General features: G+C 64.6%; 18 protein-coding genes. 11 read left to right on the forward strand and 7 right to left on the reverse strand.

Translation table 11 applies throughout. The features are described 5' to 3' along the window. Positions 1-9: 9 nt before the first annotated feature. From G6N57_RS29500 to G6N57_RS29510, 3 genes are all read right to left on the reverse strand, one after another. Positions 10-591, reverse strand: a complete 582-nt coding sequence (locus G6N57_RS29500) for a nuclear transport factor 2 family protein (RefSeq protein ID WP_061263210.1) — start codon at positions 589-591, stop codon at positions 10-12. Between the two features lie 2 nt (positions 592-593). Next, entirely contained in the window at positions 594-1,328 is a 735-nt protein-coding gene (locus tag G6N57_RS29505) for an SDR family NAD(P)-dependent oxidoreductase (RefSeq protein ID WP_061263334.1), read from the reverse strand. 185 nt (positions 1,329-1,513) lie between these two features. Then, positions 1,514-3,016: an aldehyde dehydrogenase family protein gene (locus G6N57_RS29510; protein ID WP_061263209.1), complete on the reverse strand. Its 1,503-nt coding sequence runs from the start codon at positions 3,014-3,016 to the stop codon at positions 1,514-1,516. 113 nt (positions 3,017-3,129) lie between these two features. Between G6N57_RS29510 and G6N57_RS29515 the strand changes: the two genes are divergently transcribed. The 5 genes from G6N57_RS29515 (at position 3,130) to G6N57_RS29535 (ending at position 8,138) form a co-directional block, all read left to right on the forward strand. Then, on the forward strand, positions 3,130-4,338 hold the full coding sequence (locus G6N57_RS29515) for an acyl-CoA dehydrogenase family protein (RefSeq protein ID WP_061263208.1): 1,209 nt from the start codon (positions 3,130-3,132) through the stop codon (positions 4,336-4,338). Continuing rightward, a complete protein-coding gene (locus G6N57_RS29520) occupies positions 4,335-5,315 on the forward strand; it encodes an acyl-CoA dehydrogenase family protein (protein WP_061263207.1) in 981 nt (326 codons plus the stop codon). The genes G6N57_RS29515 and G6N57_RS29520 overlap by 4 nt, the downstream gene beginning before the upstream one ends. 10 nt (positions 5,316-5,325) lie before the next feature. Beyond that, a complete protein-coding gene (locus G6N57_RS29525; protein ID WP_061263206.1) occupies positions 5,326-6,468 on the forward strand; it encodes an acyl-CoA dehydrogenase family protein in 1,143 nt (380 codons plus the stop codon). A 111-nt stretch (positions 6,469-6,579) separates the two neighbouring features. Then, entirely contained in the window at positions 6,580-7,320 is a 741-nt protein-coding gene (locus tag G6N57_RS29530) for a FadR/GntR family transcriptional regulator (protein WP_061263205.1), read from the forward strand. Continuing rightward, entirely contained in the window at positions 7,317-8,138 is an 822-nt protein-coding gene (locus G6N57_RS29535) for a PaaI family thioesterase (protein ID WP_061263204.1), read from the forward strand. Before G6N57_RS29530 ends, G6N57_RS29535 begins: the two co-directional genes overlap by 4 nt. 45 nt (positions 8,139-8,183) lie before the next feature. Here G6N57_RS29535 and G6N57_RS29540 read toward each other — a convergent pair whose 3' ends face one another. From G6N57_RS29540 to G6N57_RS29550, 3 genes are read right to left on the reverse strand one after another with little or no spacing between them, the layout of a single operon-like run. Next, complete coding sequence (locus tag G6N57_RS29540) at positions 8,184-8,993, reverse strand: enoyl-CoA hydratase/isomerase family protein (protein WP_061263203.1); 810 nt, start codon at positions 8,991-8,993, stop codon at positions 8,184-8,186. A gap of 11 nt (positions 8,994-9,004) precedes the next feature. Beyond that, positions 9,005-10,165 (reverse strand): thiolase C-terminal domain-containing protein, encoded by a 1,161-nt coding sequence (locus G6N57_RS29545; protein ID WP_061263202.1) that lies wholly within the window; start codon positions 10,163-10,165, stop codon positions 9,005-9,007. Continuing rightward, a complete protein-coding gene (locus tag G6N57_RS29550) occupies positions 10,162-11,379 on the reverse strand; it encodes a Zn-ribbon domain-containing OB-fold protein (RefSeq protein WP_061263201.1) in 1,218 nt (405 codons plus the stop codon). The genes G6N57_RS29545 and G6N57_RS29550 overlap by 4 nt, the downstream gene beginning before the upstream one ends. Positions 11,380-11,485: 106 nt before the next feature. Here G6N57_RS29550 and G6N57_RS29555 point away from each other — a divergent pair, with 106 nt between their 5' ends. The 4 genes from G6N57_RS29555 to G6N57_RS29570 are packed head-to-tail and all read left to right on the forward strand — an operon-like array spanning position 11,486 to position 15,359. Further along, on the forward strand, positions 11,486-12,337 hold the full coding sequence (locus tag G6N57_RS29555) for an SDR family oxidoreductase (protein WP_235680577.1): 852 nt from the start codon (positions 11,486-11,488) through the stop codon (positions 12,335-12,337). After that, positions 12,334-13,467, forward strand: a complete 1,134-nt coding sequence (locus G6N57_RS29560) for an acyl-CoA dehydrogenase family protein (protein WP_061263200.1) — start codon at positions 12,334-12,336, stop codon at positions 13,465-13,467. Before G6N57_RS29555 ends, G6N57_RS29560 begins: the two co-directional genes overlap by 4 nt. Then, positions 13,464-14,534, forward strand: coding sequence for an acyl-CoA dehydrogenase family protein (locus G6N57_RS29565; protein ID WP_061263199.1), 1,071 nt, complete (start codon positions 13,464-13,466; stop codon positions 14,532-14,534). The genes G6N57_RS29560 and G6N57_RS29565 overlap by 4 nt, the downstream gene beginning before the upstream one ends. 45 nt (positions 14,535-14,579) lie before the next feature. Continuing rightward, entirely contained in the window at positions 14,580-15,359 is a 780-nt protein-coding gene (locus G6N57_RS29570) for an SDR family oxidoreductase (protein ID WP_061263198.1), read from the forward strand. Positions 15,360-15,413: 54 nt separating this feature from the next. Here G6N57_RS29570 and G6N57_RS29575 read toward each other — a convergent pair whose 3' ends face one another. Continuing rightward, on the reverse strand, positions 15,414-16,241 hold the full coding sequence (locus tag G6N57_RS29575; protein ID WP_061263197.1) for an enoyl-CoA hydratase/isomerase family protein: 828 nt from the start codon (positions 16,239-16,241) through the stop codon (positions 15,414-15,416). 173 nt (positions 16,242-16,414) lie between these two features. Between G6N57_RS29575 and G6N57_RS29580 the strand changes: the two genes are divergently transcribed. Next, positions 16,415-17,242 carry a mycofactocin-coupled SDR family oxidoreductase gene (locus tag G6N57_RS29580; protein ID WP_061263196.1) on the forward strand — a complete coding sequence of 276 codons (828 nt, stop codon included), beginning with the start codon at positions 16,415-16,417 and terminating at the stop codon, positions 17,240-17,242. A 5-nt stretch (positions 17,243-17,247) separates the two neighbouring features. After that, positions 17,248-18,045 carry an SDR family oxidoreductase gene (locus tag G6N57_RS29585; RefSeq protein WP_061263195.1) on the forward strand — a complete coding sequence of 266 codons (798 nt, stop codon included), beginning with the start codon at positions 17,248-17,250 and terminating at the stop codon, positions 18,043-18,045. The last annotated feature ends 46 nt before the right edge of the window (positions 18,046-18,091 follow it).

Raw genomic sequence — 18,091 nt, forward strand, 5'->3', positions numbered from 1 at the left:
GAATGGTGGTCAGTGGGATCGAATCCCGAATTGGATATCGTCGATTCCCCGAAACGGCGTGAAATCGGGCTTTCCGTACCAGGATGGTCGTGCGCGGTGGCCGGGCTCGGGGCGGGCCCAGTCGACCCAGGGGCCCCAGTCGTCGCGGCTGAGTTTGTCCTCGAGGGTCTGCGGGAAGTCGCGCTCGGCTTCGGCGTAGCGGCGCGCGAAATCCTTCATCTCACCCATGAGCCAAATGTCCTCCTCGCGACTCCACTTGCCCGCGCCGGCGTAGTCGACGACCTGAAAGGAGGGAAAATCGATGGGCGGAGCTCCGGGCTCGGGGTTATCGGCCCGGTTGAGGCACTCGTACACCACTCGATCACCGTCGATGACATACCACTTCAGGACGGTGTACACCATGGGCGAAGCACCCATGGTGCCTTCGAGGTACGGCGCAATCTCGTTGGGGCCGATGAAGGTTCCGTAGAAGTGGTCGAAGTACGGGGCATCATCAGTGAACAGGTTGGCCCACCCGACCCAGTCCTCCAGCACCGGACCGGTGAGATAGTAGTGACGAAACTCCCGCTCGACCTCTGCACGATCTGCCATGGCTACGGTGCTCCTCCGTCTGCATAGATGGTCTGGCCGGTCACGAATCCGCACCGATCCGATAAGAGGAACGCGATGAGCGCGCCGATCTCATCGGGTTGGCCGGGCCGGGCCAGCGCCGCGTCGAATCCGAAGTCTTCGACTAGGGCCCGCTCCAGAGCCTCGTCGTACGGGTAGCCCTTGTTCTCCGCGATGTATCCGCGAATAGCGTGCAACGCATCGGTTTCCACCGCTCCGGGTGCAATGGAGTTGGCCCGGACACCGTCCTTACCGTAGGTACGCGCGATTCCGCGGGTGAATGTAGCGACAGCGGCCTTCAGACTGGCGTATGGCAGCCGGGGCTCATGCGGCGCGCGCGACGAATACGCGGATGTGGTGACGACCGCCCCTCTCGTCTTGACCAGATGCGGTATTGCCGCCTGGACGCTCCGCGTCGTCGCGAGCAGCACATCGCGGAAGGCCGCATCCCATGCGTCGTCGGAGGAATCGATGGCCATCATTCCCGCGGTACCCATCGTGACCGCGATGCCATCAAGGCGACCCAACAGTTTCACCGCCTCGGTCACGGCATCGACAGCCACGCCCGGCTGACTGACATCGGCCGTCACGCTGTACACCGCCGACGCTCCGGCCTCGGTGACAGCGTCAATGGCCGATTTGGCCCGCACTTCATCCCGACCGATCACTGCGACGGCAGCCCCGTCGGCCGCCAATACCTTGGCTCCAGCCAAACCCATACCCGCGGTACCACCGACGATGACATATGCCTTGTCCCGGACGTTCAGATCCACCGACAGTCACCCTTCAGTTTATGAACATAACTGTCAGAATAGTATCGCACTATCTCCCCACAAAACAGAGAAGTGGACTGGCAAAGAATAAGATTCAGAGCAGTACATCTCAGTACACAGTTGCCAGAAATTCAGCTCAGCGGGTATCCGATGGTCTTGGTCTGCAGATGCTGCTCGAAGCCCTCGATGCCGTTCTGCCTGCCGATACCGCTCATCTTGTATCCGCCGAACGGCGCATCGGCGCCGTAGTACATGCCGCTGTTGATCATCAGCGAGCCGGTCCGGATGCGACGAGCGACGGCCATGGCGCGCTCGTTGGAGCCCATGATCCCGCCAGCCAGACCATATTTCGAGTTGTTCGCCATCTCGACGGCACCGTCGTCGCCGCCGTCGTACGGGGTGATCGACAGCACCGGGCCAAAGACCTCCTCCTGGAAGATGGTGTGATCCGGTGCGACGTCGGCGACAACCGTCGGCGCCACGAAGAAGCCACGAGCCAAGCCCTCGGGCACACCGCCGCCGACGGTGACCCGCCCCCCTTCGGCCTTCGCAATCTCGACGTAGTTCAGGACCCTGTCGCGCTGCTTCGCCGACACCAGCGGACCGCAGAAGGTGTTCGGGTCGGCCGGGTTACCTACGGCAAGAGCGCCGAATGTCGCGGTCGCAACCTCGACGGCCTGGTCATAGTGACTGCGCGGCACCAGCATTCGAGTTGCCAGCGCACAGCCCTGCCCGGAATGCATCAGCGCGCCGATACAACCCGGCAGCGCCATATTCATGTCGGCGTCGTCAAGTATGAGATAGGCCGATTTGCCGCCGAGCTCGAGCATGTTGCGCTTCATGGTGTCCCCGGACAGCCGCTGGATCAGCTGGCCGACCGCCGTCGAACCGGTGAAGGAAATCATGTCAACCCGCGGATCGGTAACCAAGCGCTGGGCAATGCCATTGTCCGACGTCGTCACGATGTTGACGACTCCGGCTGGAATGTCGGTCTTTTCGGCGATGATCCGACCCCAGCGCAGCGCGCTCCACGGGGTCTCGATCGCCGGCTTCAGCACCATGGTGTTACCAGTGGCCAGGACCTGGCCGATCTTGTTACTGATGATCTCGAACGGGAAGTTCCACGGCGTGATGGCCCCGACCACACCCATGGGCTCCTTCACCACGACCCGGTTATAAGGCACGCCCATCTTGGCATCCTGGGCGAGCATCCTTTCCCACTGGAAGGAGGAGATCAGCTCTGCGGGGTACCGGATGGCATCAGCCAGCGGCCATTCCAGCTGCGCGATATAGGTCATCCCCACCGTCGCACCGACCTCGGCGATCAGCTCGGCGCGGATATCTTCCTTTTCCTCCTGCAGCGCCTCGTGTAACTGGATCAGGCAACGCTGACGCAACGCCCGGTTGGTCGACCAGTCGGTGGTGTCGAAGGCGTGACGGGCAGCGGCGATCGCCTCGTCCATATCCTCAGCACCCGCATCGGCCGTGACACCGAGCACCTCCTCGGTCGCGGGATTGAGGTTGTCGGCTGTCTGACCAGTCGCCGCCTCACGCAGTTCACCGTTGATCAGCAGTCGAGCCTCGGGGTTGAAGTTGCAGTTGACGGTGGCGGCGGCGGTCGGTGAAGCCGTCATTGGCGGTCCCTCTCCAAGAAGTGTTGGCTTGCGCTATTGTAGCCCTTTATAGATAACTGTTTAGCGGATTCGGCTTTCTCGACGGATCCTCGACCCAACGAAGGGGGATCCGGTTGACCGCCCCTGCCGACAGCGCCGTGACCGGCCGCCGTCACGACGAGTATGTCGCCCAAATCGCCGTGTTTCGCCAGGACTTCCGGCGCTACCTGCGTGAGCTGGACGTGGCCGATCAATGGCGCTCGGCCGCCTTCACCAGCGCCGAGGACGGCCTGGCCCACGATGCCACCGTAATGGCCCGGTTGTACTCCGACGGCTGGAACCGGTACGGATGGCCTGAGTCCGCAGGAGGGCTGGGCGGCAACGAAATTCACCGCGCGGTCTACTACGAGGAACTCGGCTACGCGATGCTGCCGATCCCGGCCCAGCATTGGACGTTGGAGACGCTCGGCCCGGCCCTGCTGAAATTCGCATCCCACCTGGGCGCCCAGTATCTGCCCGGTTACCTCAGTGGTGCCGAATGGTGGGGGCAGAGTTTCTCCGAGCCGGAGTCCGGCAGCGACCTGGCCACGCTGCGTACCCGCGCGGTCTACGACGGTGCCGGCGGATTCGTCCTCAACGGCCAGAAGATCTGGACCAGTCAAGGGCCGACGGCGACGCGCTTGTTGGCGCTGGTCCGCACCGGAGCGCCCGAGAGCCGCCACCGCGGACTGACCATGATGATGGTCGACGCTGATGCACCGGGTGTCACCATCCGGCCGATCGCGCTGGCCAGCGGACGCCGGGAACTGGCCGAGGTGTTCTTCGACGATGTACGCGTCGACCGCGAGCGAGTGGTCGGCGACATCGACGGTGGCTGGGCCGTGGCGATGCACCTGATGCAGTACGAACGCGGAATGTACGGCTACGCCGTGCTGAACAAGGTGCTCACCGAATTGAGCCGTCTGCGGGAGGACATGGTCACCGCGGGTTCGACCGCCGCACAACGTCAGCGCTTCGCCCGGGTGTACGTCGACGTCGCGGCCGCTCAGGCCCGCACCGCCACCACCGTGCGTCGGCTCGCCGCGGGTGAGGCGGTCGGCGCTGACAGCAGTATCGACAAGTTGTTGTTCGGCCGCGCCGAAAGAGACGTCAACGATCTCGTCCTCGAGATCACCAGGGATCACCTGATAGCCGGGGTCGGGGCCGGCGGGGCCGTGCTGAACACCGCGCGTGCCGAGTGGTGGTATTCGCGCGCCGCCACGGTGATGGGCGGTACCGCTGAAGTGCAGCGCGGCATCATCGCCGACCACCTCCTCGGCCTCCCGAAGGAGAGGGGCAAATGACCGACGAATCGTGGCCGATGGTCGAGGAGGCGGTATTCCGGCTCTTCGACGAGCTGGCCGGCAAGGGCACCCCCGAGCATGTGGCGATCGGCCCGCGGCTCGCCGACCTGGGCTGGTCGGACATCGAGGCCGAGTATCCGGTCGAGGCCTGCGAACTACTGTTCCGCGCCCAGGGCCGCTCGCTGGCACTCACCGACTGCCTGGACCGCGTCATGTTGGCGGAATTGGCCGGACTGCTCGACGGACCTGCCGACCGTGTCCTGCTGCCCGACCTGACGCCTGGGCACCTCCCTGGCTCCGATGAACACCACATCTCGGGTATCGCACTCGGCCCGCTGGAGGGCCGGTTGGTAGTCCCTGTACCAGGACCGATGGGTTCGGTGTCGATCTGCGTGGTCGACGCCTCTGGATTACACGGCGAACGCCTGGACACCTTCGATGCATCGGTCTGCTGGACACAGGTAACCGGTCCACTGGACACTCCCCTCGTCGAGGCGTCCACCGAGTGGAACCAGGCGATCGCCGCAGCACAGCGGGCTTTGGCCACCGAACTGGTAGCGCTGGCCGAGCAGGCGTTGCGGATCGCCGTCGAGCACGTCAGCGTGCGTGTGCAATTCGGCGGACCGATCGGATCGTTCCAGTCGCCCCGGCACGCGCTCGCGGATGCGTCGGCGGCGCTGGCCGGCGCGCGGGCTCTTCTCGGCGAGTCGTGGCGCTACGGCGGCCAGCTGTCGGCTATCACCACCAAGTCCGCAGCCGGGCGGGCGCACCGCGCGGTCAGCGACGTAGCACTGCAGGTGTGCGGCGCGATCGGCCTGACCGCCGAACACGATCTGCACCGCTACGTCACCCGCGGATTCCAGCTGGATGCGCTGTGCGGTTCGCACGATCAACTGGAGTCGCTCCTCGGCGAGCGGCTCTTCGAAACCTACACCCCGGGCCAGGCACTCCCCGCGGTCGTCACGTGGGCTGAGTAGAGGGATTTTTATGCGCCGCAACATCTTTGATGAGATCCACGACGACTTCCGAGCCACCGCCCGGGAATTCTTCGAGCGCGAATGTGTGCCGAACGTCGAGAAATGGGAGAAGGACGGCAAGGTCAGCCGTGAAGCGTGGCTCGCGGCGGGCGAACACGGCCTGATCGGCTGGGAGTTCGACGAGAAGTACGGAGGACTGGGTGTCAAGGACTTCCGGTTCAACCAGATCATCTCCGAGGAGATGTTCGGTACCGGATCGGTCGGTATCGGTCTGGGCGTGCAGAACGACATACTGATGCCGTACCTCAACCACCTCACCACCGAGGAACAGAAACAGCGCTGGCTGCCCGGCTTCGTCAAGGGCGAACTGATCGGCTCGATCGCGATGTCCGAGCCTGCGGCCGGATCGGATCTGGCAGGCATCAAGACCACCGCCCGCGACGAAGGCGACCATTGGGTGGTCAACGGCCAGAAGACCTTCATCAGCAACGGCCTGCTCTCCAAACTCGTGCTGACCGCTGTGAAGACCGACCCCTCGGCGCGGCACAAGGGCATCAGCCTGCTGATGATCGAGGACGGCATGGAGGGGTTCACCCGGGGTCGCAAACTCGACAAGATCGGCCAATACTCCGCCGACACCGCCGAACTGTTCTTCGAGGACGTCAAGGTGCCCAAAGAGAACCTGGTCGGCGAACTCAACCGCGGCTTCTACCATCTGGTGTCCAACCTGCCCAGCGAGCGTGTCGGCGTGGCCTGTTACGCCCTGCCCGCCGCCCGCCGCGCACTCGATCTGACCAAGGCCTACGCGCTGGAACGAACCGCATTCGGCCAGCCGATCGGCAAGTTCCAGGTCAACCGGCACTTCCTGGCCGAGATGCAGACCAAACTCGACGCCGCTCAGACCTACCTCGATCAGTGCGTGCTGTCCGTCAACGACGGCACCCTGACCGACCAGGACGCTGCAGGCCTGAAGTGGTGGACCTCCGAGGTCCAGTGGGAGATCATCGACCGCTGCCTACAGCTGTACGGCGGATACGGCTACATCAATGAGTACGAGGTTGCCAGACTCTGGCGCGATTCACGGGTACAGCGGCTGTACGCCGGCACTACCGAGATCATGAAAGACCTCATGGGTCGGGCGATGGGTTACTGACAGATGACTTTAGTCACTGGCGGGGCGCCAATACCCAGATCGAACCAGGGATTCGGTTAACCTGCAATACAGTTAATGATTTTGTAGATTGCACAAGCGGTGGAGGTTGTCATGGAGGTCACCAGTCTTCGGGAGCCGAAGATGGCGGATCGGGTGGCCACGGTGCTGCGCCGGATGTTCATCCGGGGTGAGATCACCGAAGGCACCATGCTGCCCCCGGAATCCGAACTGATGGAGCGCTTCGGGGTATCGAGGCCAACCCTGCGAGAAGCGTTCCGTGTGCTGGAGTCCGAGTCGCTGATCCAAGTTCAACGCGGAGTGCGGGGCGGCGCCCGCGTCACCCGTCCCCAGCGCGAGACACTCGCACGCTACGCCGGTCTGATCCTCGAGTACGAAAGCGTCACCGTCAAGGATGTTTACGAGGCCCGCGTGACCCTGGAGGTTCCGATGGTCGAGCAGTTGGCCAAGGACCGGGATCCAAAGGTGATCGCAGAACTGGAGCAGATCGTCGAGCGTGAATCGCAGCTGACACCCGGCAACGAGGCCGTCGACCAGCTCACCGACTTCCACGCCGCGATTTCTCGCCTGTCCGGAAACGCCACGCTGCAGATCGTCAGTGACATGCTGCACCACATCATCGAGAAGGCCAACCGCTCATTGCAGCCCACCAGGGGTGACCGCGCCGAGCAGGCGGTCCGCCGGTCGGCCAAGACACATCGGATGGTGCTGGACATGATCAAGGCCGGTGATGCGGAAAAGGCCGGCGCACTATGGAAGAAGCATCTTCAGAAGGCAGAGGAGTTCGTCCTGTCCGGATCTGAATTGTCCACTGTCGTCGACCTTCTCGAATGACGGGCGTAGACGAACGCCCCACCGAATACGACCTGGAGACGCCGGACTCCATTCAGGTTCGATTCGGGATCGAGTATCTGGATGCCGACCCCGATGCGGCCACCGCGGTGTACTCGATGCCGATGGAGCGCTTCTGCAATCCGGTCACCGGCGCGCCGACCATCGGACCGTTGGCCATCCTCATCGATGCGGCGGGCGGGATCGTCAACCACTACCGCAGGCCGGTAGAGCAATGGACGGTGTCCTCCGAGCTGTCGGTGGAACTCAGCACCGATGACACCAGGCATCTCAACGGCCCCGTCATCGCGAGCGCACGCACGCTGGGTCCAATAGGAGCGACTTCGCTGTCGATCTGCACCCTGACCTATCGGGGTGCCGTGATCGGCGGTGGAACGGTGCGGTCGTTTTTCATCCCAGCCGATGGTGTCCTCACCAAGCGACCACCGGAAACATTGCGGCGGACAGCGCAGACCACCCTGGCGGATCTGATGGCGGTAGCGCCTCGCCGCGACACCGACGGCGTGGTACTGGCCCAGCGCCCAGATCCCAACCTCAACAATGACATCGGCATCGTGCACGGCGGTGTGGCTTCCACCGGTCTCGAACTCGCCGCGTCAGCGGCGATCAACGGGACCGACGACGCGCTGCGGACGGGCTCGTTACGGGTGAACTTCCTGCGGCCGTTCTTCGCCGGTGCGGACTCCCGCTACGTGGGTACCTCGCTGCGGGTGGGCCGCAACACTGGCGTCGGCGACGCGCAGGCCATCGGTGACGACGGCAAAGTGGCGATCACCGCGCGGGTGACCGCCTATCGCTGACCTGCGATTTCGGGGCGCAGGACAAAAGCCTGCGCCCCGAAATCGTTACTTCTTGGCGCGGGCCCGGAACGCCGCGACGCGTTCCTTGAACTCCGGGGTTGAGAATGATGTCAGTTCTTCGGCGAGCGCGTACTCCAGCACACCGTGCGCAGCGCGGGACAGATGCATATTGAGCGCCACCTTCGACGATCGCAGAGCCTGTGGCGGCAGCGCGGCCAACCGCTCACCCAGCGCAAGTGCCTCGTCGAGTACCGCATCGTCGCCGACCACCTTGGTGACCAGGTTGAGTTTCTCGGCGATCGGGGCGGTGATGCGATCCCCCAGCAGCACATACTCTTTGGCTTTCATCATGCCGATCAGTAGGGGCAGCATCGCCGCACCGCCGTCACCGGCGGTCAGCCCGACCGCGACATGCGGGTCGGCCAGGTAGCTGTTCTCCCCCATCACCAGCAAATCGGACAGCAGGGCGATTGAGCACCCGAGTCCCACCGCGGGCCCGTTGACCGCGGATACCAGCGGTTTGGGGAAGTTGATCACCTCGAGAAAGACCGTGCGCGCTTCATGGATCTGGAATGCCCGCGCCGCCTCATCCTCGATCAGACGACCGAACATCACCATGTCACCACCGGCCGAGAAGGCCTTGCCAACCCCGGTGGTGACGACGGCCTTCACATCGTCGTCGGCGTCCAGCACCTTCCAGATGGTGGCGAACGCGTGGTGCACCTCCTCGGTGACCGCGTTCAACGCTTCGGGACGGTTGATGCTCACCACGTGCACGTTGCCGCGCTTTTCCACCAGCAGCCACGGGGCGAACTGCTCGTAGCCGGCCAGGGTCGCGATCTCGGATGTCGTCATGTGATGTCCCGTCAGTTCTTCTTGTTGGAAAGGATGGTGACCGCGGAGACCGCGGTCGGGCCGCCGATGTTGTGGGCCAACGCGACTCGCGCACCGTCAACCTGATTCTCGGCCTCACCACGCAGCTGGTTGAACAGTTCGTAGCATTGCGCGACACCGGTTGCGCCTGGCGGGTGGCCCTTAGCCTTCAGTCCCCCGCTCGGATTGATCGGGATCGATCCGCCAACGTAGTGCTCGCGGCCCTCGACCAGCTTGTAGGCCTCGAATCGCTCGGCGAACCCTAGATCCTCGTAACTGATCAGCTCGACCCCGGTGAAGCAGTCATGGACCTCGGCGACGTCGATATCACGCGGAGTCACGCCGGCCATCGCCATCGCCGCTTTCGCCGCCCGTACTGTCGGCGGGAAACTCGTCATATCGCCCTTGTGCTGGTGCATCACCCGGTCCATACCCAAACCGACACCACGCACCCAGACCGGCCGGTCGGTGTAGCGATCCACGACCTCCTCGGCGGCAAGGATTACGGCAGCCGCGCCGTCGCTCTGAGGGGTGCAGTCATACAGCCCGAAGGGTTCCACTACGATCGGCGCAGCCAAGGCCTGCTCGACGGTGATCTCGTAACGCAGTTGGGCTTTCGGGTTCTTCAGCGCGTGGAAGTGGTTCTTGACCGCCACCATCGCCATGTGTTCCTTGGTTGCCGGCGACTCGTGCAGGTAGCGGACGACGTGCAGCGCGAAGTTCGCGGGTGCAACAAGCCCCAGCGGATAGTCCCAGGCGTTATCGCGGGTCATCGCCGCCCAATCCCAGAACGTAGTGCTCGACGAGGTCTCACGTACCTTGTCCGCACCGACCACGAGCACCACGTCGTAGAGCCCTGAAGCGATAGCCAAGGCCCCGTTGCGGATCGCGTCATTACCGGTGGCGCAGGCATTTTCGACGCGGGTGACCGGGATGTCGGTGAGGTCCAGGGTGTCGGCCAGGATGCCCGACGGGAAGCCGTCGGTGGTGGACAGCTCGCCGAACCAGGCGGCCTGGATGTCTGATTTCTTGATGCCCTTGTCGACGTGGGCGACTGCCTCGGCATACGCCATCGGGATCAGGTCTTTGATGCCGAGGTCGAAATGCTCGGCGAACGGGGTCATCCCCGCGCCGATGATCGCGACATTCCTCATGCGTGGGTTCCTTCCGTACTTGTGGGCCAAAACGCATAGCCATAGTCGGGAACGCCGGCGCGGTCGGCGATCTTGCGAAGAACCACCGATCCCGCCTGACCGATGGCAGCCTCACCCGCGGGGACGCCGGTGACCTTCATCAGCACCCGGACGGAACTGCCGTCGAGTTGGACGACGGCGATCGAATACGGGCTGGGCAGGTCCGGCACCGGGATCCGAATGGTGGTCTGGGTGTAGACGGTCCCCGTACGCGGCAATGGTTCCAACCGGTAGTCGGTGACCAAGCCACCGTCGTCGCTAACCCGGGCGCGCGGCGGGAACTGCGGAGCCACGTCGATGCCGGGCTGCTCGTCGAATACTGCCGCTTCCCACCGCAGTTTAGGTTCGAACGCGCGCGCGTAGGCAGGCAGCGAGATCGGGATGCCGTTGCCTTCGGCGGTACGGAATGTGGGCAGCTCCCGCGACGGGGCCTCGTCACGTGTGATCGTCGGGGCTTTGGCTGACGTGATGACTTCGGCCGCCGTCACGCTGGACTGCTCGACCGCCAGCAACAGACCGCTCGTCTGACCTTTCTCGATGAGATTGGCCAGTGCGCGGATGACTCCGGAGGCCGACGAGATCGGGTCTTCGATCGCACCCCTGGCATCGACGTCGCCGCCGAGCTCTCTGGCCTTCACGCCGACGACGGCCGCAACCCTCCGGGAGTTGTCCAGCCTCAATCGCGCAACGGTCGACTTGACCCCGACCTCACGATCCAACCGCGGGTCCCCGTAGTGATGACGCGTGCCGTCCTCACCCCGGGTGGTGGTCGGCAGGCTGCGGATCTGCCGGGCGACCGGCGCCAGGGTGGCGCCTTCGGCGCCGGTCAGGACCGCGGCCGCCCCGGCTACCGATGCATCGTCCGCGGCGATGACCAGGGTGCCCTCGATCGCCCCGAGGAGTTGGTCGAGCACGGCTGGTGCACCGCCGAGCACTTCGCTGACCGGCACATCGGCGGCCAGCGACAGCCCTGCCAGCAGGACACCACCGTTACCCCCTTCCAACAGCGGAAAGTCGCGTGACACCAGCACCACCCGGCGTGCGGTGGCATCGGGGTCGGCGGCACGACCGGCGGCGACCGCCATGGTCAGCGCGTCCTCGTCGGGCCCTTTCACGCGGCGTTCGCGCACGGTCCATGGCGGCAGGTAGGTGCCGATCGCGGCGACCTGAGTCATAGCGCCTCACTTTGGTCGGTGGCCGCACTACAGCAGCCAACTAATGAGCTATATAGTTATAGCATTCAAGGGTACAGCCGAGCGACGGCGGAAGGACAACTGGACTGTGAGCATTCCTGCTCCTAACACTCTGAAGGATCGTGTCGTCGTGGTGACCGGCGCCAGCCGCGGTATCGGCGCTGCCATTGCGGTACGCGCGGCCCAGGACGGTGCGGCGGTGGCACTGCTGGCCAAGACCGAGACGCCCAGTCCGAAAATCGCGGGCACGCTGGCCGAGACCGCGGAGGCGGTGCAGCGCGCCGGCGGGCGGGCGCTTCCGGTGGCGTGCGATGTCCGTGATGCCGCCGCGGTGGCATCGGCCGTCGCGGCGGTCGCCGACGCGTTCGGCGGCATCGACGTCGTGATCAACAATGCCGGCGCGCTGGATCTGCGACCGACCGAGACTCTGCCCCCGAAGAACTTGCGCAGGCTGCTGGAAATCAATGTCGAAGGTCCCTTCGCGGTGGTTCAGGCGGCCCTGCCGCACTTGCGGAAATCGGCAAATGCTCACGTGGTCAACGTTTCTCCGCCGCTGAGCCTGGAACCCCGGTGGGTGGGCGCCCATGTCGGGCACACCGTCGGCAAGTACGCCGAAAGCTTGCTTACACTCGGCTGGGCCGACGAATTCGCCTCCGTGCCGATCGCGGTCAACTCGGTATGGCCGGCCACCACGATCGCCAGCACCGGAATGATGGTTGCGATGGGCGAAGCGGAGGTGCGCGCCCAGGCTCGGAGCCCGCAGATCATGGCCGACGCGGTGCACGCGCTGGTTACCCGTCCGGCCTCTACGTGCAGCGGACACTTCTACACCGACGAGGAGATCCTTCGCGACGAGGGCCGCGACGACCTGTCGGACTACCGACTGGCCGCCCACGAGCAGGACCTGACGCCCAACTTTTATCTGACGGCCGCCCGGTGAGTGCCGACGATGCGCCCGAGCTGGCCAAACTTCGTTCCGCCGTGCGCGATTTCCTGCGAGCCGACCACGCAGAGTTCGGCTGGCAGCCAGCCGTCGACTCGTGGCTGGGCGGCTGGGATGAAGGATTTTCAGCACGATTGGGCGCTGCCGGCTTCGTCGGCCTGACCATCCCGCGCCGCTACGGCGGTCATGAGCTCGGCCACCTGCACCGCTACGTGGTGGCCGAGGAACTGATCGCGGCGGGGGCACCGGTGGCAGCGCACTGGACCGCTGACCGCCAGGTTGCGCCGAGTTTGTTGACCTACGGCACCGAGGACCAGCGTCAGCGCCTGTTGCCCAAGATCGCTGCCGGAGAGCTGTATTCGTCGATCGGCATGAGCGAACACGGCGCGGGATCCGACTTGGCCGCAGTCACCAGCAAAGCCACCCGCACCGACGGGGGTTGGCTGCTGTCCGGCACCAAGGTGTGGACCAGCGGCGCCCACCATGCACACCAGGTGGTGGTGCTGGCCCGGACCAGCCCCGCCGACCCCGAGCACCGTCACGCCGGGTTCAGCCAGTTCCTGGTGCCGTGCGCGGCGAAGGGCGTCCGCGTCGAACCGATCGCCTTGATGTCCGGTGCACACCATTTCAACGAGGTGATCTTCGACCAGGTGTTCGTTCCCGACGACGACGTGCTCGGCGAGGTCGGAAACGGTTGGCACCAGGTCACGTCGGAGTTGTCGTTCGAACGCAGCGGGCCTGAACGCATCCTTTCCACCGGCCCATTGCTGTTCGCCGCAATCCGCGCGCTGGGGTCCGGGCAGGCAGTCGATGACCGCACGGCTACCGCGGTGGGTGACTTGCTGGCCCGGTTGATCTCGTTGCGACAGCTGTCTTTGTCGGTGGCCCGCACGCTCAGCAACGGCGGCGACGCGGCGAACCAGGCGGCGTTGGTGAAAGACCTCGGCACCAGCTTCGAAGCCGCGTCCGTCGGGTTGATCGACGACCTGCTCGAGGCATTGCCCCCAACTCCGGAAGTGGAGACCATGCTGAGAACGGCCTGGATGCACAAGCCCATGTTCACGTTGCGTGGCGGTACCAACGAGGTTCTGCGCGGCGTGATCGCCCGCGGAATGGGGTTGAGGTGACTGCACTCGCAGGAGGAGTGTTCGGCTCCGGTGACCGCAATGACGATGATGCCGAGCTTCGCCGGCTCGTCGACGATCTGGGTCGGCTTGCCTTCGACGCTCGGCTAGGTCACCGAGCCCTACCCGATCGGTTTGACGCCGACCTGTGGCGCATCCTGGAAGACGCCGGACTGGCCCGTCTGACGAGCACCCCCGATAATGGCGCCGGTCCGCGAGAGCTTGCTATCTCGCTCTATGGCCTGGCCCGTCATGCCGGGTCAGTGCCGCTGGCCGAAACCGACCTGTTGGCAGGGTGGTTGGGCCTCCGTGCCGGCATCGAATTGCCAGAGGGCCCGATGACCGTCGCCATTACCGACGCAGACACCAACGGCCGCCGGGTCACCGGGACGGCACGGTCGGTGCCGTGGGCACGATCCTGCGCAACGGTGCTGCTGGCGGTGCGCGTTCCGGACGGACTGCGCGTGGGCCTGGTTGAGGTGCCGCCCCGCAGCCTGCGCGAAGATCACAACCTCGCTGGCGAACCCCGCGATTCGATCACGTTCGATCTGCCCGCCGATCAGTTAGCTGTTGTAGACCCGGAGGTGGGTGAGGAACTGGTGCGGCGCGGTGCATGGTCACGTTGCCTGCAGATCGTCGGGGCGCTGGACGCTGCCGCCGCACTGTCTGTGGACCACACGCGCGAGCGTGTCCAATTCGGTCGCCCGCTCAGCGCTTTCCAGGCCGTGCAGCAATCATTGGCCGGGATGGCCGGGGAGATTGAAACCGCCCGTGCGGCTGCAGAACTGGCTGTCACCACGGCCGTCGAGCATGGCTTCGATTCTCCCGCCACCGACTATGCCGTCACGGTCGCCAAAGTGACAGTCGGACGTGCTGTTGGTCCGGTCACCACCGTCGCGCACCAACTGCACGGCGCGATCGGCGTTACCCGCGAGCATCCCCTGTGGCTCTTCACTTTGCGCGCTCAGAGCTGGACCGAAGATTACGGCACCACGAGGCAGTACGCGTGCAAGCTGGGCCGGCTTGGCCTCACTACCGAGGACCCGTGGGACCTGGTCGCGGCGACTTGACGCAACCGAAAACCCAATGAAAACAACAGGAGAGAAGGAGTACCGGTGACGGTTAAGAAATTCGAAGGCGCTGCGGCGATTGTCAGCGGAGGCGCGGGAGGCCTGGGCGAAGCCGCGGTGCGCCGGCTCCACGCCGACGGACTCGGCGTGGTGATCGCCGATCTCGCCACCGACAGGGGCAAGGCACTGGCTGATGAGTTGGGCAGTCGGGCGCTCTTCGTCAGCACCGACGTGACGAGTGACGAAAGCATCCTCGGTGCCATCGAACAGGCCAACCAACTGGGCGAGCTTCGCTACGCCGTGGTGGCGCACGGTGGTTTCGGTGTAGCCCAACGTATTGTGCAGCGCGACGGCAGCCCGGCCGACCTGGGCGGCTTCACCAAGACCATCGACCTCTACCTCACCGGTACCTACAACCTGACCAGGCTGGTCGCGGCAACGGTGGCCGCCAGAGAACCCCGCGAGGATGGGGAACGGGGTGCCATCGTGATGACTGCGTCTATCGCGGGCTACGAGGGCCAGATCGGCCAAACGGCATATGCCGCAGCGAAAGCGGGTGTCATCGGATTGACCATCGCGGCCGCTCGTGACCTCAGTTCGGCGGGCATTCGGGTCAACACGATCGCGCCGGGCACCATGAAGACGCCGATCATGGAATCGGTCGGGGAAGAGGCCATCGCCAAGTTCGCGGCCAATATCCCGTTCCCGAAGCGTCTGGGCGAACCCGATGAATACGCGGACGCTGCGGCATTCCTACTGAGCAACGGCTATGTCAACGGCGAGGTGATGCGCCTCGACGGCGCACAGCGCTTCACCCCAAAGTAGCCCCGACGGCCACGGTCTGGCGCACCCCTCACCGCGCCAGACCGTGGCCATGGGCTAAAGCCGGCCATCGACCTGCAACTCGGGGTGCACCCAGGCCGGCGAGTTCTTCTGCTTGAACGCGCGGAAACCTTCCCGCGCCTCGGGACCGAACAAACTTGTCTGCATACCAATCCGGTCGTATAGGCCCAGGTAGTTGTCCAAGCTGGCTTTGATCACGCCCCGGGCTCCAGGGGCGGTCCGGCAGCATTGTGCAAGAAGATCTTTCGCGACATCCAATAGTTCGTCATGGGGAACCACTCTGGCCACCATGCCCCAGTCGAGCGCCTCTTCCGCAGTGAGTGTTCGCCCGGTGAACATCAGGTCCTTGGTGCGGACCGGGCCGATCAGTCGCGCGAGCACCTGGCTGTAGTAGGTGTCAGCGATACCACGGAACAGCTCGGGCACCCGGAAGGTCGCCCGGTCGCTGACGACGGCAAGATCGCTGCACATCGCGATCTGCAGGCCGCCTCCCTGACAGAGCCCGTTGACCGCCGATACCACCGGCTTGGGCGACTGGCGCAGCACATCGAAGGGCGTGACATCCATACCCATGGTCGACGCGAAATCCATCCAGTTGTCTTCGGCAGCCTGGCCGAGATCGCCGCCCGGCGCGAAGACATCTCCGGTGCCGGTGATGAGCAGGCCGGCCAGGTCCGGATCGGTATTCACGTGGTTGATGGCGTACCGGATGCCGAAGTACATGGCGGGTGTCATCGCGTTGCGCGCCTGCGGACGATCCAACGTGCAGATCGCAAACGGGCCTTCCCTTTTGAACGTCAGGAAAGGGGTACCCAACCAATCGCCATCGGGTGGCCGCGGACCGCCATTGAGCTTGTCGAGCATTAGGAATCCCTTCCAGATCTTAGTGAACCCATTTTCACCCAAAGTAGCGAAATAGTTGTATGTTTCCAACCTCTCTGCGTAGCATTCACGCCAGTGGCGCATCTCACATGCACTGCGCCCCAGCGCCGCCGAACCATGGTGGCCGCCTCGCTCTACCACCGGAGGAATACAGAATGGGTTCACTGGACGGACGGGTCGTCTTCATCACCGGCGCAGCTCGAGGACAGGGCCGTTCGCACGCGGTGATGTGTGCCGAACAGGGCGCAGATATCGTCGGCATCGACATCTGCGAGAACCTCGACGTCGTCCCGTATCCGCTGGGCACCGCCGAGGAGCTGGAAGAGACGGCGCGCCTGGTCGAGAAGACCGGCCGACAGATGCTGACCCGCAAGGCTGACGTCCGCGACAAGGCCGCATTGCAGGACGCCTTCGACGCAGGCGTGGAGCAGTTCGGTCACATCGATACCGTGCTCGCCAACGCTGGCGCCGTCCTGACCAATGAGGATGAGCGTGATGCCTCCGAGGCACTGCGACTCGGCCTCGACATCATGCTCGTCGGCGTGTGGAACGCCTTTCAAGTCGCCATCCCCCACATCAAGGAACGCGGTCAGGGCGGCCACCTGATCGCCACCAGCTCCATGATTGCGTTACTGGATCTCACCGACGGCCGCGGCGGTAGCGACGCCTACCTGATGTCCAAGGTCGCCATCGTCGGCCTGGTTCGGGCCTATGCGGCCATGCTCGCCCCCGACCGGATCCGCGTCAACGCGGTGGCACCGACCAACTGCGCGACGCCGATGATCACCGAGAACCCGGCGCTGTTCAAGGTGATCGAAGCGAATCCGAGCATGGTCAACGCCGTGCAGACCGCACTGCCGGACTTGCCATTGATCGAGCCCCGCGATGTCTCCAACGCCATCCTGTTCCTGCTCAGTGACGCGGGCCGGTCGTTTACCGGCAGCCTGCTGAAGGTCGATGCCGGCATGGACGTACGGCGCTAGCGCCCATGCACTACGGAATCGAAGGCCGGTCGGCACTGATCGTCGGCGGCAGCAAGGGAATCGGCCTTGAAGTCGCCAAACTGCTTGCCGCAGAGGGTGCCAGGGTGGCCGTGATGGCCCGAACCAAGACCGACGTCGACGCTGCGGTGGAGGCGGTCCGCAGCGAGGGTGGCACCGCGATCGGCGTCCCTGCCGAAGTGAGCAACCCGCAGGAACTCACCGACGCCGTCCATGAGGTGACAGCTGGACACGGATCGCCGCTCATCGTCGTCGGCCAGGCCAAGTACCAGCGGCCCGGCGACTTCGCCGACATCACCGACGTCAACGTGTACCGCGAGTCGTTCGAGTCGCACACGATGAGCCAGATCCTGCTGCTGCAGGCAGTCCTGCCGGCGATGAAAGACGCCGGCTGGGGCCGATTCGTGCACATCGGCTCGGCCACCGCGAAGGAACCCGCCGGGAACATTCACCATGTGGTGGCGAACACCAGTCGCCCGTCTACCATCGGCTTGCTCAAAACCGTGTCTGACGAATATGCCCAGTACGGCATCACGGTCAACACCGTCGCGCCGGGGTGGATCGAGACGCAGAACGCGATCGACTATCTGCAGCGCCACCTCGGCACAAGCTCCGAGGAGCAGCGGCGCGACTTCATGTTGAACCAGGCCCGCGTGCCTGCCGCCCGCATGAGCAAACCACACGAGATCGCCTCGCTCATCGCCTATCTGTGCTCGGAACCTGCCGGATACCTCACCGGTAGCTGGATCGAAGTCGACGGCGGCCTGCATCGGTCGGCGTTTTAGCCCAGAGGAGAACACGTGGAAACCCTTGGAGCACCACAACTCTCCT

It is taken from the genome of Mycolicibacterium boenickei, from assembly GCF_010731295.1.
GTDB lineage: Bacteria > Actinomycetota > Actinomycetes > Mycobacteriales > Mycobacteriaceae > Mycobacterium > Mycobacterium boenickei.